The following is a 20,691-nucleotide window of genomic DNA, read 5'->3' on the forward strand; positions in this document are numbered from 1 at the left end:
CTAAATATAATCTTTTCAATTTTCCTAACTTGAAAAGATTTGATGCCTTTTCACAATTCATATAGGATTGCTATATACCAAGAAGACAGGAGATCTCCAAGGAGTATGGATGACAAGCTTAAATCTGGTAATGTTTGGGGATTTTTTAAGCAAGCTCAAAATCGGTAAAACTGGGCAAAGTTTTATTCTGGAACGTTCTGGAGAAATGATTGCCACCTCTACAGAAGAAAAGCCCTTTAAAAATTACCCAGAAAAGGTTGTCGAACTGCCAGAGCAACGAGTTGAACGACTCAACGTTGTCAATAGTAGCAATGCCATCACCCAAAAAGCAAGTCAAGCTTTGCTAGAGCAGTTTCATGATTTTCAAAATATCCAAGCATCTCATCAACTGAAGTTTACCGTCGATGGTAAAAATTATTTCGTCCAAGTCGCTCCTTTTCGAGATAGTAAAGGTATTGACTGGTTGGTGGTGGTGACTATTCCAGAAGCAGACTTTATGAATCAGATTAATGCCAATACTCAGACTACAATCCTGCTCTGTTTAGCCACTTTGATTATGGCAATTTTGTTGGGTATCCTGACCGCTCGCCGGATTATCCGTCCTGTGGAGCGGATCACCACTGCTTCGGAAGCGATTGCTGAGGGCAATCTCAACCAACAAGTGGAGGTTAGTTCGATCATTGAACTTGGCAAATTAGCCAACGTTTTTAACGGCATGACCAAACAACTGAAGGATTCTCTAGATGCCCTCCATTTGGCAAATGAAGAGTTGGAAGCTAGAGTGGAGCAAAGAACTGGAGAATTGCGCCAAGAAAAAGAAAAGTCAGAACAATTACTTTTGAATATCTTACCTGCGGAAATTGCCGATCGCCTCATGCGGACTAATGAATCCCCTGCTGAACATTTTGAAGAAGCCACGATTTTGTTTGCGGATATCGTAGGTTTTACCAGTATCTCGGCACGGATAGAGCCGTTGCAATTGGTAGCAGGTTTGAACCAAATTTTCTCTGCCTTCGATCAACTCACTGAAAAGTATGGCTTAGAGAAAATTAAAACCATTGGGGATGCCTACATGGTAGTTGGGGGTTTACCCGCTTCTCGACCGGATCATTGCGAAGCGATCGCCAACATGGCGTTGGATATGCAAGCCTATATGCAAGAGGTGGAGAATATTTTTGGGGAATCTCTACAAATTCGGATCGGGATTAATACGGGTCCTGTAATTGCCGGAGTAATTGGGATTAAGAAATTTATCTATGACCTCTGGGGTGATGCGGTGAATATCGCCTCAAGGATGGAATCCCACGGCAAACCGGGATACATTCAAGTCACCGATGCGACTTATCTCAAATTACAGAATAAATACTTACTAGAGCCAAGGGGTACGATCGAGGTCAAGGGAAGAGGAGAAATGATGACCTATTGGCTTTTGGGTCGGCGGGAAGGAATATTAGCCACTAGCACTCGATAGGTGAATAACTGTTAAAATAACCTTAACTAAGGGTTATTTTAACTCAATATATCTCTCAATATTTGGGTCAAATTATCAACAATAAATATCTCAAACTCGGGTTTTATCGTACATACTAGCTAATTTAGGATGATTGCATTTACGGCCTAGAGCTTAAGTACACAGAGGCTTTGGTTGTTTTCGGAGATGTCTAGAGTTTTTCCCCATCGCACCTCATAAATAATGAGATTTTAAATAATTATGGCTTACAGCTAGATAGTTTTCCTAACCCACAGGCATTTTCCTGGATTCCATTCAAATTCCCTAAAAAACTCTCCATGCCTTTTTCCGCTTCTGCTTCACAACCGCTAAATTCTCGCTTTTCTTTTACCTTTAACACTCAATTGCTTAGTAATTGATGTATAATAATGCAAAGCAAAAATTAGATTAATTCCAAAAAAAACCAAAGTTAAAACAAAGGTAAAAAAAGACGTAAACGACAACCTAGAAGTCATCGTAAACATCGCCAAAATGATTGAGCAAAGCCCAAAACCGGAAGCAAAAGAACTTAAAAGCAGCAACCGCACCTTAGACATAGTTTAATTTAAAGATTATCAGTAAAATGCACTCTTGGCAGCTACAGAGGAGTGCCAAATGATACTTATTACTATATAGCGGAAGTGCTCAGTTCCGCCAAGGGCAAAACGACTGCTTTCCTAAAAAGGTTTGAATTATACAGAAAAATATAGCCCGCGCTCTTGTAAACTCCTGTTGGTTGACTTAATATCAATCAAAGGAATTCCCCAGCCTCCGCGAGCATTCCACCTTTCGCCGTACAGTCACCGCAGCCGCAATCCCGCTGACAGCAAAGTATTCGCTTCCAAAACCGCGCTTTCCCTGGGATTCCAAACATTGCCAAAATCCACAAACGGCGTCACCTGCAAAACTCCTTGTTTTCGGATACCGCAACTCAACTGAATCAAAAATCCCGCTATCGGCCAGCAAAGCATCCTGACGGTAGCCCCGCAATGTGTCTGAGCCTCTACCGAATTGTTCGATCGCCAAAAGTTCGGCCCGAACCAATGCCACATCCGATCGCACCTGCTGCAGCGTCTCAGGAGCCAACAACCGCACCTACTGCAATTGACCCGGCAAGTCAAAAATTGACTGTCAGGGCTGCTGCTACTCACCGTAGCGCCAAATGCTGCCACTCCCAGACTCAACAGCGGTCGCGCCGCCAAGACATCTCTCTCCCCTCTGAGTAAAATCCTGAAACAGCCTCAGCGCCGCAACCCGAGTTCTACGCCGATTATCTGCTCCCAGCGAGTGCGCGATCGCGATTTCTCTTCTCGGATTTTGCACGATCGGCTCGCGGTAAATCAACTGCCAACTACTTCCGCCATCGATCGACTTTTATCGTACCCGGAATCTTAGCAATTCTGCTGGCTGTGCCGGCGCGGGAAAAGCAGGCGGCAAAAGCTGTTCGCATGAAAGCAAGGGCGCTGGCCGCGCGGGTTATGGGAGGGGAGCCGGATTTGGCGGCCGCGGGTTGGGAATGGGAAATTCTTGTCTGTTTTCTCCTCGGTTCGGCAATTGAGGGAGAGTTTCTGGGGCCTCACTTTGCGTCGTTTGATCGAGATCCGGGATGCTATTTTCTTGCTCTTTACTGCCTCTATCTGATTCTGAACCCGAGTATAAATCACGAAGCCGATCGCGATCGTCTGCTGTTTCTTGATTTAGTTTTAATTGAGACGGTAAATTATCATGCAAAATTGGCGCTTGCACCCCTGAGTCGGTACCAACCATCGACTCGCCAACACTTAGAGCTGATAGCAGTGCGGGGCAAATAGCTGCAATTGAAAAACCAAGTGCTAATGCCTTGAAAAACTTGATTTTACAAAAGCCTCTAGAAAAGTACACGGGCATGACAGATTAGCCATATTTGATAGTTATTTACAGTTACGATCGGGCGAGGCCGACGCAATTGCAAGGAATAATACTTTATCACTTTTTAAAGAGTTAATTCCTTAAGTCAATATAAAGATAGTTGACAGCCATTCTATTTTGTGTACTTAACAATTGCTAAAAACACTGCGACCTCCCAAGCTAGCCCGATTGCAAGGAATAAAATTACTCTATCACTTTTTAAAGAGTTAATTCCTTAAATCAATCTAAAGAAAGTTGACATAATTCCTATTTTGTGTAGTTGAGAATTACTGAAAAAAACTCCGACCTCCCAAGCTAGCCCTGTAGGTCGGCGGAGCATTCTATCAAACCTGCGATCTGAGAAATAGGTAAATTTGGATAGAGATTACTACATTTTATTGAGCTGCGATCGCAATTCTTCCAACTCAGCGTCAATCACCTGGCTCGACTCCGAGCTACTAGCTGCTGCCGTTTTACCCGCTGCCGGCAATTGACCTTGAGACACAGAACCCCCGGTCAGTTGAGCTTTCATCTGAGCCAACTCGTCGTCAACATCACCGCCGCTTTCGAGCAAGCGGAACTGTTCCTCTAAATTGCTGCCGCCGGCGGCCAATTCTGCCGAAGCTCCCGCGCGAGCTTCAATCTGCAAAACTTTTTCTTCCATGCGATCGAAAGCTGCCATTGAACTGCCAGTATTCAATGTGCCAATGGTATTGTTGAGCTGTTCCTGAGCCTTAGCAGCGGATATCCTCGCTTTGAGCATATCCTTCTTAGTCTTAGCTTCGGAAATTTTGCTCTCCAAACCGATCAAGTTGCGCTTGAGACTTTCCACCTGAGCCGATTGCTGATCCAGGCTGGCTTTCAGCGTAGCCGCCGTTTCAGCGTGAGACTTTTTGCGAACTAGCGCTTCCCGGGCCAAAGTCTCGTCTCCTTTTTGCAGGGCTAGCTGAGCGCGCTGCTGCCACTGGTTAGACTGAGATTCAGCTTGATTGTACTGAGTCTGGGTACGCTTTTGAGTGGCGATCGCGCTGGCAACGGCCTGACGCAACTGCACCAAGTCTTCCTGCATATCCGTAACGGACTGTTCTAAAATCTTTTCCGGGTCTTCAGCTTTATTGACCAGATCGTTAAGATTGGCTTTGACGACTCGGCTAATGCGGTCAAATAATCCCATAATGCTATTTTTCCTGGGTGAGGTGTACGAAGTAGGCGGAAAGCAGGCTTGATAGCCCTAGCCCGCAGTTGTGAAATTCACTCTTGTCAGATTTTTAGTGCGATTTAGTTTTTGGCAATTTTTGCAGACAGATAAATCCAGTTTAAAGCGATCGAGTAATGTGATGCAGGCAAGCTTATTCATGCACCTATCTATTGAGTTTAACTTCGATCCGGGAATTCCCCCACAGGCTTCGAGCCATCTCTAGCTAGGCTGTTGAGAAGTTTTTGCTCGTCCCGACTCTTGTTCTGTTGTCTGGGGTTCAGGATGCGGGCGGCTCGCTCGACGGCAATTTGGGTGTATTCTTGCCCGGAAGCATTTGTGCTTTCATCGCCGCCAACTCGGTATCCACATCGTCAGCACCTTCGAGAGAGAGAAACTTCTTTTCTAAATCATTAGTTCCGAGTTCTGCGATTGCTTCGGAGCGAGCTTCTAGCTGCATGACTTTCTCTTCCATCCGTTCAAACGCGCTCAAAGCGCTGCCGGTACTGAGATTGCCCATCATTTCTTGAAGCCTTTCCGACGATGCGGCCGATCGAGCTCGGGCAATGTACATATCTTTTTTAGATTTTGCCTCGGAAATTTTACTTTCGAGCGCCCGCATATTTTCTTTTAGTTTAGTCACAACAGCGTTCTGTTGTCCGAGACTGGCTTTCATCGCCGTTGCCGTTTCTTGATAAGATTTCTTGCGCGTCAGAGCTTCCCGCGCCAAATTTTCCTCGCCTTTTTGCAAAGCTAGCTGCGCCCGCTGATGCCATTCTGCTGCTGTAGACTCAGCTTGGGAGCACTGGCGTTCAGTGCGTTTTTGAGCTGCAATCGCTCCTGCCACAGCTTGTCTGAGCTGCACTAAATCTTCCTGCATATCCATTACAGCCTGTTCCAGAATTTTTTCGGGGTCTTCTGCAGCCCCGACCAAACTGTTAATATTGGCTCGAATCACTCGCCATAGGCGATCGAATAATCCCATTTTGCCAGTCTCCCGATTTTCAACTTTAGAATTAACACAGAGAAATCAGAATTCAAAACTAAAAATGAAAACTCATCAATCGTCTTTTTAATTTTTAATTTTGAATTTTTAATTCCCTCAAAGTTAGGTCGTCATGATTATTTTTAGGATGGGTAGGGCCCGAGCATTACCCATCAAAACTGAGCAATTGTTGGGTGAAGCGAAACGGAGGGTTCGTGCCTCGGGCCCAACCTACTCCCCGATCATCAGTTTAATTGTCTTTGCCTAATTTATGGCTGATAGTATTGTGGCTTCACCCCTTTTTCTTGGAGTTCTTTCACCAAACGTTCTGCTGAGGCAGCATCGTTCAAAGCCCCCATTTGGATCTTGACACCCTTTGAGAAGTTCCGCACGTAGGCATCGGGAACTGCTTTTCTGGCTTGCTGCAGCGATTTTTCGTCGGTGTAATCGGTGACAACGTAATAGAAACCGTCTGCCGCACGTGCAGGCCTTCCCAGGGGAGATGCTGCGGCTGGGGATGCTGCGGCTGGGGATGCTGTCGCCGGGGATGCTGCGGCTGGGGATGCTGTCGCCGGAGATGTGGCGGCAGGCTGGGCTGGGGAGGGTGTTGGAGGCAGTGTTGGCAGTGCCGGCACTGGCTGGGCGGCGCTAGGGCTGGGAGTGGGAAGCAAAGCCGTACTCAGATTGTTGAGTCCTTGTTCCCTGCCTCTGGGGGGGTTGCCGTCTTCTGTAGGAATCGGCACAACCCCGCTGGGGCCCGGAGGCGCTGGCGGGGTTGGCGGGATTGATGCTTTTGGTGACGGGGAAGGAATCGGGCTGACTGTCGGCTTGACATTGCTGAGAGTGCTCAAATCTAGCTCCACAAATTCCTTGGATACCAGATTTGGAGCTTTCGGCAGTTCCTTGGTGCTGGTATCTGAGGTGCCAGTAGAGGCGGGAGTGTCGCTTGAAGAGGGTGAGGTGCGATCGAGGAAACGGCTCAGGCCTGCCATCTTAACCAGATTTGACGGGTACATGACTGCGTAGCCCAAAGCTGTGCATGACAGCAAAAACAGCAGCATCGAACTCAGTCCCAAGGGAGTTAACAAACTGGCGGCTAAACTGCGTTCTACCGTAGGCTCAGCTTTTGACTCGTCCAAACTTTCGATCAGTTTTTCGCTTGATTCGAGATACTTGTTGGGTGCCAAGGCACTGCTAGATAATTTTGTCCCGCCCCTGGTAGTTGCTAGCGGGGCATCGCCCTGAGTGCCGGCAATGGATAGGGGCAGCGATAGCGGCTGCTGGGTTTCCTCCGCAGTCTTGGGCGCCAAATTTTGGGCTAGCTGTTGCTCGGTTGTGGCTGTTTGCTTGCCGGTACGAACTGAGGGCGACACCCACTGTTCGGCGCGCCTCCTGTGCCTTCTGTATGTTGTCAGTTCTGCTTCTAGGTTTACATCTAGACTCCCCAGGACTGCTTGCAAAGCAGGCTTGATTGGGGTTGAAGAGGATTGATGATTTGGGGATTCAACCGAAGAACGCTTACTCATTAGCAAAACTCCTACCGCCTCTGAATTAATTTTAATGTTTTGATTGTAGAGATAAACAAGAAGCTTGAAAACTTGCCTATTTTATGATTAGCTACTTTTGGCTTCAATGCAACAGGGGAGCGATCGCCTGCGGTTATCTTTTCATTTTCATTTTAAGACTTAATTGTGGGTGTGTCCCGGGGGCAGCTTACCGAAACTCTCAGCAGCTTTTTGTATCCTGAGCTACCGCTTATTTATAACGTCTCATAGTCGTTGTACATTTGTACTTTTTCTTGATCCCTGACGGCTTTATAAAGTTTTAACCTTTGTTTTTACCTATACAATGAGCAACGACAGAGCTAATTGTTTCTATATATAACGAGATTATAAATAAATTATAAAATTTAATTATGCTTCGGGGATCGCTACAAGCCTGACAGAATAAAGGCTGGGAGGCTCTCAGGCAGGCTAGCTCTGCAAGGGAGAATTAGAGATGAAAATGATTTCCCTAAGAACTTTTATGCAAACCTCCTTAACTTCACCTTTAACTTCAGCTTGCCGTCACTGCAGGCACTATACCCCTGAGGGGAGACGCGGGGGTGTTTGCGCTCTACTAGGCGGGCCGGTTCAAGGTCACTGGAAAGCTTGTGCTTTAGCGGTTTCGCCTTTTAGGTCATCTTGGGAAAACATAGAAGAAATTGGAATGTGGCAAGAATCGACTCTGACGCTGCAGGATGTCGCCGTCACTCTTTCCGAGCGTCATGCCTGCCAGCTTACATGCACAACGTTAACCGAAAAATCCGCAGCAGCAGTCTCGGTTTAGTTAGTCGGCAGCAGGATAGATCATACCATTTTCGATTTTCGATTGGGAAATCACTGATCGTTATCATGGTTTGGATCTGACAAAGCAGTTTCATTCTTTTTGGGAACTGGTATCAATACTGATACTTTTGGACATCGGGTGCATTTGGCTTTACTAACTCATAAAAATCAGCAGCATCTACTTTAATATGAGCGCATAAAAAAAACTGATTTCTCCATCCAGCTATGGCAGCCAAGGATATTGACTAAAATCAGGTTGCCGTTTTTCCAAAAAGGCTTGTTTGCCTTCGGCGCCTTCCTGGGTCATATAGTACAGCAAAGTGGCATTTCCCGCCAGTTCTTGCAAACCGGCTTGACCGTCGCAGTCGGCATTAAAAGCAGATTTCAAACAGCGAATCGCGATCGGACTTTTTTCGAGAATTTCCGCCGCCCACTGAATCCCTTCTAGTTCTAGTTGTTCGACGGGCACGACGCAGTTGACTAAACCCATTTCTAGGGCTTGCTGCGCGCTGTACTGGCGGCATAAAAACCAAATTTCTCTGGCTTTTTTCTGACCAACGACTCTGGCGAGATAGCTAGCTCCGAAACCACCGTCGAAACTGCCGACTTTGGGGCCGGTCTGTCCGAAAATAGCATTGTCAGCAGCGATCGTCAAGTCGCAAATTAAGTGCAGAACGTGACCCCCTCCAATTGCGTAGCCTGCAACTAAAGCAATTACAACTTTGGGCATCGAGCGAATCAACTTCTGCAAGTCGAGCACGTTCAACCGGGGTATGCCACCTTCGTCTACATATCCCGCCGTACCCCGCACGCTTTGGTCGCCGCCGGCGCAAAAGGCGTATTTGCCGTCTGTATGAGGCCCCGCACCGGTGAAAAGGACAACGCCGATTTTTGTGTCTTCGCGGGCATCAGTAAAGGCATCGCACAGTTCCTGCACGGTTTTGGGACGGAAAGCGTTCCGTTTGTGAGGTCGATTGATGGTAATTTTGGCGGTGCCACCGCTTTTGTGATAGAGAATGTCTTCGTAGGTTTTGGCGGTTTGCCATTCAATTTGCATAATCAATCAATTTGAGATTTGAGACCGAGCAGGGTGCATTAAGGCAGCGACAAGTCGCTTTTAGATTCTAGATTGATTCGGTTCAATGGGATACAAGGGTCGATCGACTCTTGCCCAAAAAATAAAGCGGGACTTAGGCAGAAAGCCAGTTTTTTTACGAACATACGCCGTGCAAGGCTCTTGGTAGGGGTTAAACAACCCGGTTTTTGAGGGTAAGAGCGCCCAAGTCCCATCTCAAATGGACACAGCGCCAAATCCTCAAACTCTTCTCACGACTTTTACAGATCCAAAATTTATCGAAAATTTGCGTCTAAAACCCCGTCCTTTAACGAAGTGGAGGACAGTTTTACACATACTCAGTAAGCGTGTAAAATAATTTCATGCTAAACATGACGTGGGAATTCAAACTAGAACCAACTCCAGAACAGGTCGATACTATGGAGCGGATATTCGCTGTGTGTCGTTCTGTATGGAACTTTGCTTTGCGGGAGCGCAAAGACTGGTTGAATTCCCGCAAGTCGCCTGTAAATGCTTGTTCCATCGAACAGGAGTACATACTCAGGGCTGACGAGCCATACCCTAGTTACCACACTCAGGCTAAACGATTGACTCTTGCCAAAGAGCAATTTCCCCTCCTCACGAGCGTACATTCGCAAGTATTGCAACAAGCCTTAAGAACGCTGGACAGGGCATTTGAGGACATGAGAGCGAAGAAACTAGGCTTCCCTCGCTTCAAGAACAAATACCGAATGCGATCGTTTGTGTTTCCTCAATTGGGCAAAAATCCCATCAATGGAAGTTTGCTGAAATTGCCTCAACTAGGGTGGATTCGTTTGCGCTTGTCACGCCAAATCCCAGGGGGATTTGAAATTAAACAAGCCAGGGTTGTACGACGGGCATCGGGATATTTTGTCATGTTGTCATTACAGTTAAATGTATCAGTGCCAGATACACCCATATCCGGTCATCCGCGAGGTTTGGATTTAGGGTTTGATAAATTTGTAGCTACTAGCGATTAGCGATAACGAGCAAATTGCTAGACCTCGCTTCCTGCAAACTCTACAACGCGAGTTGAAATTACTGCAACGTAGATTAAAGCATAAGAAGAAAGGGTCGAATAACAGACATAAGCTCAATCAAAAAATAGCCAGAATTCATCAACAGATTACTGACACCAGGAAAGACTGGCACTTTAAGTTAGCCCACCGTATGAGTGACGGCGTAGGGATGATATTTGTTGAAGACATCGACTTTCGCTCTTGGGCCAGAGGAATGTTGAGTAAACCTAGTGCCGATGCTGGATTCGGTCAATTCGTCAACATACTACAATGGGTGTGCTTTAAACGAGGTGTTTTCTTTGCCAAGGTAGACAAGGACTACACATCACAACAATGTCCTGAGTGTGGGACGCATACGGGCAAAAAGCGCCTAGACGAAAGAATTCATTCTTGTCCAGTGTGTTTCTTTACTGCATCGCGTGATGTGGCAGCGGCACAGGTGGTTAGAAATCGTGGGTTGGAACTAATTTCTGGGCTAGGGCATAGCCTGGAAGTAAAACAAACTGTCTGTGGACTGGATGCGGCGGGGACTGGTGGTAAAGTCAGTCTAGCTGGCACGGGACGAAGCAGAAAACTCAAGAAGTGATTCTTGGGAATCACCCTCCCTTTAGGGCGGTGAGGATGTCAATTGCGGAGTAAAATACTCAGCAAGTGCTTTGCTGCTTTGCCAAATACGGGATCGCGGGACTCGAATTGGCTGGGATCGAGTAAAGCTTGAACTTCGGCAAAAGCTTGTGAGTCGAGGGTTCCTTCTTTAGTAAATAAAGTTTCTAGGACTGCAATGTGTCTGGAGTCGAGGCCGAGCCGATTTGCGATCGACTGTAAGTACATTTGCTCCCGCATATCGATGTGTCCGTCGGCCGCTGACATTTCGTAGCCGGAACCGATAAGCAACAGTTTTTCTGATTCTGAGAAGAAAGCTGTCAGGGTTAGCAATTCCGTGGGGTTGAAGTAAACCTGCTGTTTGGATACTCCTTTGACAAGGCGCTGAATTAGTTCTACCCGATCGCGGTCGCCGCTGGCAAAGGCTTTGAGAGTCTTTTGCAGCCGTTCTTCTTCTTCAACTGCGATCGTCCTGTCAATAATCATCACTCCGCGCAGGATGGAAATCAGAGCAGTCACAAACACTACCAAGGGAGTGATATCTTGTTGGCGCAGCTTTTGTCGGCTAATGCGGCACAACAGCTCAACAATTTCAGTGGTTATCTTGGTGGTGTCCATAATTAAAAATGACTTTCTATTAAGCTGTAATGTAACTTTCTTTCTCGATCTTAAGTTTTTGTGTTACGTAGGTATGACGTGAATTCTAAAACTGAGCCATTGTCTATTAGTGATACTACTTATTTTATTCACAAACGCTGGATGGCTAGGGCTGTGGAGCTGGCACAAGCAGCGGGTGATGCCGGTGAAGTACCCGTGGGCGCGGTAATTGTTGACGGTACTGGCAAATTGATTGCCGAAGCGCAAAATCGGCGAGAACGAGACTGCGATCCGACTGCTCACGCTGAAATCTTGGCTTTGCGCGCGGCAGGCCAAGTTTTGCAAGACTGGCATCTTAACCAATGCACGCTCTACGTAACGCTAGAGCCTTGCCCGATGTGCGCTGGTGCGATCGTACAAGCTCGGATTGGCCTGCTGGTATACGGAGCAGATGACCCGAAAACTGGCACGATTCGGACTGCGGCTAATATTCCAGACAGCGCGCATTCGTGTCACCGCTTAGAGGTGCTCGGCGGTATTATGGAGTCTGTTTGCCGCGATCAGTTGATTTCCTGGTTTGAAACACGCCGGAAAAATTAACAGGTAAAATTTTTTACTCTCTTCTGGGCGATGTTTAATCGAACTTGACCCTTTAGCTGGAATAATAGATCCGTAATTGCCCGATCGAGCTTTCCAGGCGGCCGACTACTTTGTATGAGTGCTGTCCGGTTGGCTGAGGTTTTACCTGTTAGAGATTATCTCTTGCGGGCGCGATCGCTCGATCGGTACAAGGCCAATAGCAAAAGTGTCCCGACCCAAAAACTAAAGATTTGTCCAATCACTTACTTTAGACTTGAGATCTCGAGAAAGCAGCTTAATTGCTATGCCCCACACCGCCACGATCGCCGTTGAGTCCAGTAAATCATCTCTAGTGAAGCCAATGCCTGCCAAGGTAGCATCTAATAGCTCTCGCGTTTCTCCTTGGTTAACCTCCTTGCTCTATCCGCTAGGTCACTATGTTGTCCTACCGTTTCATTTTGGCAAGATTGAGATCACCGGACAGGAACACTTGCCGAAAGACGGGCCTGTCATCTTAGCCCCTACGCACCGCTCCCGGTGGGATGCCCTGATGATGCCTTATTCAACCGGACAGAAGGTGACTGGACGCGATTTGCGGTTTATGGTAACTGCTGATGAGGTCAAAGGAGTGCAAGGTTGGTTCATCAGAAATTTGGGAGGGTTTGCTGTAGATCTCAAGCATCCGGCAATTGGCAGTCTCCGTTATGGGGTGGAACTACTCCTCGACAAGGAAATGTTGGTGATTTTTCCCGAAGGCGGTATTTTTCAGGATGGCGAAGTTCATCCGATTAAGCCGGGATTGGCGCGCTTGGCAATGCAAGCAGAGTTGAGCAAACCGGGTTTGGGGGTAAAAATTGTACCGATGAGTATCCGCTATCGCCCGCGCATTCCTCGATGGGGTTGTCAGGTAAAAATTGCGATCGGTTCTCCGATTTCCGTGGCGGATTATGCCAATGGTGGCGGTGGTAAAAAAGAAGCACGATTGTTGAGTGCCCAGCTCGAAATGGATCTTAAAAAGCTTGATGAAAGTTGAGGAGAAGAAGGAAGTTCGGCAACGGATTATGTAACGGATGTAACGGATGTCAGGAAGAAGGAAGTTCGGCAACGGATTATGTAACGGATGTAACGGATGTCAGGAAGAAGGAAGTCGGAAGAAGGAAGAAGGAAGAGGGAAGAAGGAAGAAGGAAGAGGGAAGAAGGAAGAGGGAAGAAGGAATTATGATATAATGTTTTCGGGTGCTGTGGAGAGATGCAGCACTTATTTGGCTGCTTTGTTATGTCTGTATTAAGTGTGAGCATTAATGGATTGTGCTTTGAACTTTAAGCCTGGTCAAATTGTCAGTTTAGAATGTGGAGATGCGTGCCTGCATTCTGAGGTTATCCAAGTGGTTGAGGCACGTCAAGTTTGTTGGGTGCGCCCTTTGATGTTAGTTGTATCGGTGTCGGGGAAGGATTCACCCACAGAATACACTTTATCGGATTTGCGAGATGGTGCTGATTTGCTTTGGCCGCTGAGCTTGTTTCGGGCGGCTTTAGATACTGAGGTAATTTCACTGTTGACCGAGTTGCACTCTCTGGATGCTGAGAAAAAGGATGGTGCGATCGCATCTCGGCAACTTAGAGATTTTGTCGATCGAGTTTGGGAAGCTTTTCCGAGTGCTTTTCATTAATCACATATCTGGCATTTTATCTATTAGTCCGCCAGGGGTTGAAAACCCCTGTCTAATAGCTAAAGTCCTCTTGCATAGGACTGATACCCTGTTAATTCTTCAGTCCGCGCAGGCGGACTTCGTTTGTCTAGAAGCGATTTCAATCGCCCAATTTTCTTTTCGCTTTTGGCGGACTATTATACTAAAATACCGCGTGTGAAAGCTCTGCGGGATTGAGATTGTTGTGAATAACTTTACCGTCGCGGAACCAGACAACGCGGCGAGTTTGGCGCGCCACTTCCGGTTCGTGCGTTACCATAACAACAGTCATGCCATTTTCATTGAATTCTGTAAAAATATCCATTACTTCTTGAGTAGTTTTTGTATCCAATGCACCTGTAGGTTCGTCAGCCAGCAACAACACGGGACGGTTGACAATAGCCCTGGCGATGGCTACCCGCTGCTGCTGTCCTCCTGACAGTTGATTCGGTCTGTTTTGCAGGCGACTTTCCAGGCCTACTTTTGTTAAAGCCTCTACTCCCCGTTCGCGTCTTTCTGCTGCGGGAATGCCGGCATAAACCATCGGTAACATGACATTTTCTAATGCTGTCAATTGAGGCAACAGGTGAAATTGTTGGAATACAAAACCTAATTTTAAATTGCGAATTCCGGCTAATTCTCCTTCGGGCATTTGGGCGACATCTACGCCGTCTAAGTAGTAACTGCCGCTCGTAGGTCGATCGAGACAGCCGATAATATTCATAGCTGTAGATTTGCCGGAACCCGACGCGCCCATAATCGAGCAATATTCTCCTTGTCTTACGGTCAAGCTGACGCCGTTTAAGGCGCGAACTTCTAGGTCGCCAATCCCGTAAACTTTTGTTACCTCTTCCAGACCCACAACAACGGGCTTTGAGAGGACTTGCGGGTCGAGGTCTTGGTATGTATCGGTTTGTAGTTCAGGCATTTTTTTTTCTGTGCGATCGACACAACTAACTACTAACTTAACACTTCTTATCGGTTTTGGCGGCTGGAGTGGCGATCGTTTGGACGCTAATTGACGAAATATAAAAAAACTAAATCTTTAAGGACGTGTTTGTGAGTTCTTTGATGAGAGTCATCTGATGTTCTAGCACTAGATAGTTATCTAATTTGCTTTTTCCAGCGCGGGTCAAGCCTTGATGATTGTGGGCATAAATTAGGTCGAGGATATGCTTTTTTGTTTCCTCCGAGAGTTGAAAGTTGATAAGGCTGTGGGAAGTAGGGCCGTCGCCAAAAATTCAACTATTTCTGCATAAGCTTTTGGGATATTAGTAGCTACAATCATATTTTCTTGCTGCTTTTTGTGTTTCTATCACAGGTTCTCTAATTCGGTCAACTTTTCGTGGGCCCACTGCCAGACTTCTTCATCTGGATCGTTGGCAAATAGATGGCGAAGTATTTCTAAAGTTTGTGGGTGATCGGAGTATTGCTCGACCATGATTTCAAGTGCTACTTTTCTAGGATGATATTGGAAGCTATACTGACGTTCAAAAGGATGATTGATAGCAATATCGCATAACCCCTCAAATATCTCTGGTTCATATTTCCACCCATATGCTAGTTCTGTAAGTGCTAAAAATCCCACCCTGAAATCATCATCATATTGAGCGCGTTGTTTAAGAATAGATAAGGTTTCGGGGTCATCTTGCCACCCACGTGCTAATTCTAGTAATGCGGCAATTCGTACATCTGAATCATCATCATATTGAGCGCATTGTTTGAGGATAGGTAAGATTTCCTGGTCATCTTTCCACCCAAGTGCTAATTTTTGGACTGCTACTTCTCGGACATCCGAATCATCATCATATTGAGCGCGTTGTTTGAGAATATCTAAGATTTTCTGGTCATCTTGCCACTCCCGGGCTAATTCTTGAAGTGCTGTTTCTCGCACATATGAACTATCATCATATTGAGCGAGTTGTTTGAGAATAGGTAAGGTTTCAGAGTCTTTTTTCCACCACCGTACTAATTCTTGAAGAGCTGCACTTTGCACAACCCTACAACCACTGGATTGAGCTACTTGTTTGATAGTAGGTAAGATTTCAGGGTCATCTTTCCATCCGTATGCTAATTCTTGGACTGCTAAACGTCGCACAAGAGAATCATCATAAGATTGAGCTATTTGTTTGAGAAGGGGTAAAGTTTCCGGGTCATTTTTCCAGCCCCGTACTAATTCTTGGACTGCTGCGTGTCGCACGGCCCAATTGTCATCTTCAGATTGAGCCAGTTGTTTGAGGAGAGGTAAGGTTTCGGAATCATCTTTCCATCCCCATGCTAATTCTTGGATCGCGGAATATCGCACACCCCAATTATCATCAGATTCAGCCAGTTGTTTGAGCCAAAGTAAGGTTTTAGGGTCATCTTTCCAAGTAAAGGCGATCGCACTTACTGCTTGAGTATGAATTTCTCTAACCAGTTCAATTTCTTTGCCATTTACATGAAGACCTATGCTCTGCTCGCTGAGAGCACACTTCGTTAACTCTTTTAAACGTTCAAGCAATTCACTATCAATCCCAGCAATGATTTTTCTATCTCTCACCTCGTTCAAACACTTTGCAGCCAAAAACAGGCTCTGGCAATTTTCAAATTCCTCAGACTGTTCAATCAAAAACTCAATCAATTTCCCTGTAAACCGTCCATCTATCAATCCCGCAATCAAGCACAAAACTTCCTGCCAAGATTCATCATCCCAGCGCGTGCCAAAAACCTCTGTTTTCAACTCATCTAAAGAAAGTTCTCGCCTCTTCTCAAACCTTTCCACCACCTCCGACGCACAGAAATATTCCAAAAAAGTTCGATGCACAAACCCATAATTATCCGCACCCAAATAACATAAAATAAAGTTGCGAGTTCGCAGTTGGTTAATTATCAACTTTGCCCGCTCTTTCGGTCGATCGAAATCTTTACTCTTCAGATATGCTGTGAGGGTATTCTCCAAATCTTCCGCACTAATAATATTGCCAGCCAACCCTTCAGGTGCTGCTTGCATTTTGTAAGCGACTCGCCGCAGCATTTCTTGCTTATCTTTAGCATCAATAGTTTTCGGATCGAGCCTGCTATCCTCTACTAAAGCCCTTTCCACATCCCATTGATACAGCAACACGCGCGAAGCTTGATTGTAAAGTTCCGCCCTGTCTCTCGGCAATTCTTGACTGCGATTCAAAATCGCCATAATCGTCAACAATAACGGATTTCCTGCTAAATCTCGAATCGTTGATGAATACTCCAATGCTCTTTTCATGCGCTGACTAATGCGCGCTTTTTCCCCAGCATCAGTAAAAGTTAATTCGTGCCAGCGGTGAACAAAATCCTGAATTTTTTCCGCATTCAAATCTTGGAGAATAAAGTGATGAAACTCTGCATCTTGCAAGCGTTGAGGTTTGTAACCAATAATCCGAGAGGTGACAATCACTCGCACGCCGGGATACTCATTAGTAAACCGATGAATCGCCGTAATTACATCTTCTCGTTTCCCGGTATCGAAAATTTCATCTAACCCGTCGAACATCACCACAGCGTCGCCTGCTTTAAGCTGTTTCTGCAATTGATGCTGATTCAAATGACAAATTGAACCCGGACTTTGATGGAAAAATTCCAGGAAATTCTTGCAATGTCCTGATTCCCCGCTGCGAATGTAAGTCCGCAATTCTATTAGCAGCGGAATCGGCAGAGATGTCACGCTATTTAAGGGCGATCTCGCCCAGTTTAATGCTAAATATTGTAACAGAGTAGACTTGCCAGAACCCGGATCGCCTAAAATAACAATGTAGGGATACTTTTGCTTGTCATTGATAACATCTAACACCGATACGATCGGCTGAGAAAAATAACCGCGCCGATATTTATCTAAATTTTCTAGATCGATCGCGTCTAATTGATTGCTGTCTTGCAGCCGCCGTTGATGTTCTTTAGGAATTTCGTAAGCTTGGGGCACAAATGATTCGTAAATCGATCGCACATCTTGGAAAATAAAGATTTGCCAAACCTTCAGCTTTTCCCGATAATCGTAGGTATTGGGATCGACGCTGCTTAAATTGAGATTGCTGTAACGCTCGCACAGAGCTTCTTGATATTGCCTAAAGTCAAAATCGGGAATAATCCCCGCCGTTTCTTGAGTATTTTTCTGAATGCTATCCAGATTTTGAGCATTCAAGATATCGCGCAAGTCTTTTGAGTCAAAGAGAATTTCTTGAACTTCTGCGAGATACTGATTGGCGATAGTTTGCCACTTAAATCTTGGCGGCAAAGAAGTTAAATTTAGTTGAGTCCAGGTTTGTTCGAGAAGTTCGGCATCGAGAGATTCGCGATCGCTCTCAAAAGCCTTGCCCAAAATTTCCTTAACAGACTTGTTACTGATAAACTGTTTAACATCTTTAATATACAGCTTTCTTTGCTCTGGGGAAAGTCCGCCAATTTTCAACTGCTGTTCCACCAAATCCAAAAACTTTTTGATGGCTTTGCCCGCTGCGACTTTTCGCGGGTCTTTTTCGCCTAATAAGACGTTTTTCAGGGAATCTTTAAAAAAATCTTTAGCAAAATCCTTCGCGCCGTCTTTGACTAAATCTTCTAAGATGGGTTTAACGAGAATGCCTACTGCTTCCGTTGCTCCCCAGAGTACCAGCCACTCGATCATAAAGCTAGCCCGAGAATTAATTTATGTTTATAATATAGCAATTATCAAGGATTGATGAAATTATCAAAAACAGTAGGGTAATCTCCCGTGATTGCTCCGATAGGTTAAGGTAGTATCAGTTTTCTATCGCTGCGCTGCGATTAGCCCCGCTCCCGCCTGATTCTTGCCCCCTACTACCCCTTAAAAATCGGGAAGAGCATCAAAGTTCCGCTTTTTTACAGGGATTTACGGGAGTTCGACTCGGCTATAACGAGCGATCGACAATTAGGTCTTTCCTTCTTGGTAGCGCTCTCAAAAGAGTAAAATTTTTATATTTTTTTTGTCGTTCGCTTGTGTTATACTTTAATAATGGGAGTGTGAGCAATTTTATATTAACGCACAGATTTCTATTATTTAATAATACCTGGTTGAGGGCAAAAAGTAAAGTAGTTGACCCCAAAAAAAACAAAAAATTTTTGAGATATCATTAAGAAAAGTAAAGCGTAAAATTGGTAAGTTGGCGATAAAAAGGTACAGACAATTATGACATACGACTACGACTTGTTTGTGATAGGTGCGGGTTCCGGCGGATTGGCGAGTTCCAAGCGAGCAGCATCCTACGGCGCAAAAGTGGCGATCGCCGAAAATGACTTAGTAGGCGGAACCTGCGTAATTCGCGGCTGTGTCCCCAAAAAACTCATGGTGTACGCCTCAACATTTTCGCACCTTTACGAAGATGCGGTGGGCTACGGTTGGAGTCCAGTAGAAAGCAGCTTCGATTGGGAAAAACTCATCACCACAGTAGATACAGAAGTGCGGCGGCTGAGCAAACTGCACATCAGCTTCCTCGAAAAAGCCGGAGTCGAATTAATCTCAGGATACGCCAAATTTATTGATCCCCATACCGTCGAAGTTGGTGACAAAAAATTTACCGCAGCCAAAATCTTAATAGCAGTCGGCGGAGAAGCGAGAAGAGTTCCAATTCCCGGCATCGAACACGCGATTACCTCCCGCGAAATCTTCCTCCAAAAAGAGCAGCCAAAACGGTTTGCCATTTGGGGTGGCGGCTACATCGGCGTCGAATTTGCTTGCATTATGAACGGGTTGGGAAGCGAAGTAACTCAAATCATCCGCAGCGAGTTAATTTTGAACGAGTTCGACACAGAAATTCGCACCAACGTGCAAGAAGGAATGATTAAGCACGGAATAAACATTTTGACCGAAAGCTCGATCAACCACATTGAGAAAACTCCAGAAGGCTTACAATTAACTTTGTCGGGAAAATCCGAAGGAACGCTCATAGTAGACGCGCTGTTGTGCGCTACCGGGCGCTTGCCGAACTTGGAAAAATTGGCTTTAGAAAATGCGGGAGTAGAAATCGATAATGGTGCGATCGCAGTTACCAAAGACAGCCGCACCAGTCAGCCGCACATTTTTGCAGTCGGAGATTGCACCAACCGCATCAATTTAACGCCAATTGCGATCGCCGAAGGACGGGCTTTTGCAGATACTGAATTTGGCCACAATCCCAGAGCAATCAATTACGAAAATGTGCCGTCTGCGGTATTTTCCCAGCCGGAAGCGGGTACAGTCGGCTTAACAGAAAGCCAAGCCAGGGCTAAATTTGGCGATTCAATTAAGTGCTACACAGCCAAGTTTCGACCGATGTTTCACGCCTTGACAGGTGCAGACGAGAAAACTTTTGTCAAGTTAATCGTTGAGACTAATACTGACAGAGTTTTGGGCGTGCACATGGTTGGGAAAGACGCGGGCGAGATTATTCAAGGAATGGCGATCGCTGTTAATATGGGAGCTACGAAGAAAGACTTCGACGCGACTATTGGCATTCACCCATCGACTGCTGAAGAGTTTGTTACTTTGCGGTAAACCGGGGGAAGCAGCCAGGGGTTTAAACCCCTGGCTAATAGCTAAAGTCAGTTAAAACCGACTCAAGAAAACTATTTTGAAGGACAGGCATCCTGCCTGTTCCACACAAAAATTTAATTTTCTGGTTGTGGGGTGGGCGTCCCACCCGCCCAAAAATACAGTTTAGATACAAAACAGCTTATCAATGAGTAATTCAACCAAACAAAACAAAATTTTAGCATTCTATCTCGGTCAGCAGCCTGATTCACAAGGTCGGGCGATCGAGGATATGTGGTCGTGGGATTACCAGAAGCTGGAATCCGTGCACAATTACATTCAATGGCTGTTTCCGCTGAGAGAAAAGAGCCGCTTTAATTCCAGTGCTCCGACTTTAAATGATGAGGTAATTCAAGCTTTTAGAACAAGTGAAGAATTGAGAAGTCGCTTAGTTAAATCTCTAAAAGTCATGCTGGCATTTTACGGGCTGGAATGCCGCGAAGGGGAAAACGCAGAAATTGTAATTGCCAAATCCGAGGAATATTTGTCAAGAAAAAGAGAGTGGATTGAACCATTTAATCACAACTATCTGCGGCTGACTAGGATTGTCACAAGTTTGACAAATTTGGGATTGAAGAATTATGCTTTGGCTCTTTTCAGGTGTTTGGACGAGATATATAATGAAAATAAAGAAATTATTGGTTTAAAAACTTATACATATTGGAAAAATGCTGTAAATAGTTAAATC

General features: G+C 45.6%; 21 protein-coding genes. 12 read left to right on the forward strand and 9 right to left on the reverse strand.

The genetic code is table 11. The annotated features are described in order from the left end of the window. The first annotated feature begins 109 nt into the window (after nt 1-109). On the forward strand, nt 110-1,471 hold the full coding sequence (locus QUA47_RS20550; protein ID WP_333432114.1) for an adenylate/guanylate cyclase domain-containing protein: 1,362 nt from the start codon (nt 110-112) through the stop codon (nt 1,469-1,471). Nucleotides 1,472-2,236: 765 nt separating this feature from the next. Here the strand turns inward: QUA47_RS20550 and QUA47_RS20555 are convergent. Then, on the reverse strand, nt 2,237-2,578 hold the full coding sequence (locus QUA47_RS20555) for a hypothetical protein (RefSeq protein ID WP_333432115.1): 342 nt from the start codon (nt 2,576-2,578) through the stop codon (nt 2,237-2,239). A 54-nt stretch (nt 2,579-2,632) separates the two neighbouring features. Further along, nucleotides 2,633-2,833 (reverse strand): hypothetical protein, encoded by a 201-nt coding sequence (locus QUA47_RS20560; protein ID WP_333432116.1) that lies wholly within the window; start codon nt 2,831-2,833, stop codon nt 2,633-2,635. Between the two features lie 65 nt (nt 2,834-2,898). Here QUA47_RS20560 and QUA47_RS20565 point away from each other — a divergent pair, with 65 nt between their 5' ends. Then, complete coding sequence (locus QUA47_RS20565) at nt 2,899-3,300, forward strand: hypothetical protein (protein ID WP_333432117.1); 402 nt, start codon at nt 2,899-2,901, stop codon at nt 3,298-3,300. A 464-nt stretch (nt 3,301-3,764) separates the two neighbouring features. Here the strand turns inward: QUA47_RS20565 and QUA47_RS20570 are convergent, their stop codons facing one another. Then, nucleotides 3,765-4,550: a PspA/IM30 family protein gene (locus QUA47_RS20570; protein WP_190663796.1), complete on the reverse strand. Its 786-nt coding sequence runs from the start codon at nt 4,548-4,550 to the stop codon at nt 3,765-3,767. 70 nt (nt 4,551-4,620) lie between these two features. Between QUA47_RS20570 and QUA47_RS20575 the strand changes: the two genes are divergently transcribed. After that, on the forward strand, nt 4,621-4,797 hold the full coding sequence (locus QUA47_RS20575) for a hypothetical protein (protein ID WP_190663797.1): 177 nt from the start codon (nt 4,621-4,623) through the stop codon (nt 4,795-4,797). Between the two features lie 54 nt (nt 4,798-4,851). Here QUA47_RS20575 and QUA47_RS20580 read toward each other — a convergent pair whose 3' ends face one another. Continuing rightward, nucleotides 4,852-5,556: a PspA/IM30 family protein gene (locus QUA47_RS20580; RefSeq protein ID WP_190663798.1), complete on the reverse strand. Its 705-nt coding sequence runs from the start codon at nt 5,554-5,556 to the stop codon at nt 4,852-4,854. Nucleotides 5,557-5,825: 269 nt separating this feature from the next. Then, nucleotides 5,826-7,082, reverse strand: coding sequence for a hypothetical protein (locus QUA47_RS20585; protein ID WP_333432118.1), 1,257 nt, complete (start codon nt 7,080-7,082; stop codon nt 5,826-5,828). Nucleotides 7,083-7,581: 499 nt separating this feature from the next. On the opposite strand from QUA47_RS20585, the gene QUA47_RS20590 reads away from it, so the two are divergent. Beyond that, complete coding sequence (locus tag QUA47_RS20590; RefSeq protein ID WP_333432119.1) at nt 7,582-7,884, forward strand: hypothetical protein; 303 nt, start codon at nt 7,582-7,584, stop codon at nt 7,882-7,884. A 222-nt stretch (nt 7,885-8,106) separates the two neighbouring features. Here QUA47_RS20590 and menB read toward each other — a convergent pair whose 3' ends face one another. After that, on the reverse strand, nt 8,107-8,940 hold the full coding sequence (gene menB / locus QUA47_RS20595; protein WP_242721913.1) for a 1,4-dihydroxy-2-naphthoyl-CoA synthase: 834 nt from the start codon (nt 8,938-8,940) through the stop codon (nt 8,107-8,109). Nucleotides 8,941-9,320: 380 nt separating this feature from the next. Between menB and QUA47_RS20600 the strand changes: the two genes are divergently transcribed. Then, complete coding sequence (locus QUA47_RS20600) at nt 9,321-9,959, forward strand: transposase (RefSeq protein WP_333432120.1); 639 nt, start codon at nt 9,321-9,323, stop codon at nt 9,957-9,959. Between the two features lie 31 nt (nt 9,960-9,990). After that, nucleotides 9,991-10,584 carry a transposase gene (locus tag QUA47_RS20605; RefSeq protein WP_333432147.1) on the forward strand — a complete coding sequence of 198 codons (594 nt, stop codon included), beginning with the start codon at nt 9,991-9,993 and terminating at the stop codon, nt 10,582-10,584. Nucleotides 10,585-10,622: 38 nt separating this feature from the next. On the opposite strand, the gene QUA47_RS20610 is transcribed toward QUA47_RS20605, so the two are convergent. Further along, nucleotides 10,623-11,219, reverse strand: a complete 597-nt coding sequence (locus QUA47_RS20610; RefSeq protein WP_333432121.1) for a TerB family tellurite resistance protein — start codon at nt 11,217-11,219, stop codon at nt 10,623-10,625. A 78-nt stretch (nt 11,220-11,297) separates the two neighbouring features. Between QUA47_RS20610 and tadA the strand changes: the two genes are divergently transcribed. The 4 genes from tadA to QUA47_RS20630 all read left to right on the forward strand — a co-directional run bounded on the left by tadA (nt 11,298) and on the right by QUA47_RS20630 (nt 13,447). Further along, a complete protein-coding gene (tadA, locus tag QUA47_RS20615) occupies nt 11,298-11,798 on the forward strand; it encodes a tRNA adenosine(34) deaminase TadA (protein ID WP_333432122.1) in 501 nt (166 codons plus the stop codon). A gap of 283 nt (nt 11,799-12,081) precedes the next feature. Beyond that, a complete protein-coding gene (locus tag QUA47_RS20620; protein WP_333432123.1) occupies nt 12,082-12,810 on the forward strand; it encodes a lysophospholipid acyltransferase family protein in 729 nt (242 codons plus the stop codon). Continuing rightward, complete coding sequence (locus QUA47_RS20625) at nt 12,807-13,004, forward strand: hypothetical protein (RefSeq protein WP_333432124.1); 198 nt, start codon at nt 12,807-12,809, stop codon at nt 13,002-13,004. Before QUA47_RS20620 ends, QUA47_RS20625 begins: the two co-directional genes overlap by 4 nt. Nucleotides 13,005-13,078: 74 nt before the next feature. After that, complete coding sequence (locus tag QUA47_RS20630; protein WP_333432125.1) at nt 13,079-13,447, forward strand: hypothetical protein; 369 nt, start codon at nt 13,079-13,081, stop codon at nt 13,445-13,447. A 181-nt stretch (nt 13,448-13,628) separates the two neighbouring features. Here QUA47_RS20630 and QUA47_RS20635 read toward each other — a convergent pair whose 3' ends face one another. Then, nucleotides 13,629-14,393 carry an ABC transporter ATP-binding protein gene (locus QUA47_RS20635; protein WP_333432126.1) on the reverse strand — a complete coding sequence of 255 codons (765 nt, stop codon included), beginning with the start codon at nt 14,391-14,393 and terminating at the stop codon, nt 13,629-13,631. Nucleotides 14,394-14,780: 387 nt separating this feature from the next. After that, nucleotides 14,781-18,101, reverse strand: a complete 3,321-nt coding sequence (locus tag QUA47_RS20640; protein ID WP_333432127.1) for a HEAT repeat domain-containing protein — start codon at nt 18,099-18,101, stop codon at nt 14,781-14,783. A 522-nt stretch (nt 18,102-18,623) separates the two neighbouring features. Here QUA47_RS20640 and gor point away from each other — a divergent pair. Continuing rightward, complete coding sequence (gene gor, locus QUA47_RS20645) at nt 18,624-19,967, forward strand: glutathione-disulfide reductase (RefSeq protein WP_333432128.1); 1,344 nt, start codon at nt 18,624-18,626, stop codon at nt 19,965-19,967. A gap of 184 nt (nt 19,968-20,151) precedes the next feature. Continuing rightward, nucleotides 20,152-20,688, forward strand: a complete 537-nt coding sequence (locus QUA47_RS20650) for an opioid growth factor receptor-related protein (protein WP_333432129.1) — start codon at nt 20,152-20,154, stop codon at nt 20,686-20,688. The last annotated feature ends 3 nt before the right edge of the window (nt 20,689-20,691 follow it).

Source organism: Microcoleus sp. MON2_D5 (assembly GCF_036701905.1).
Taxonomy (GTDB): Bacteria; Cyanobacteriota; Cyanobacteriia; order Cyanobacteriales; family Microcoleaceae; genus Microcoleus.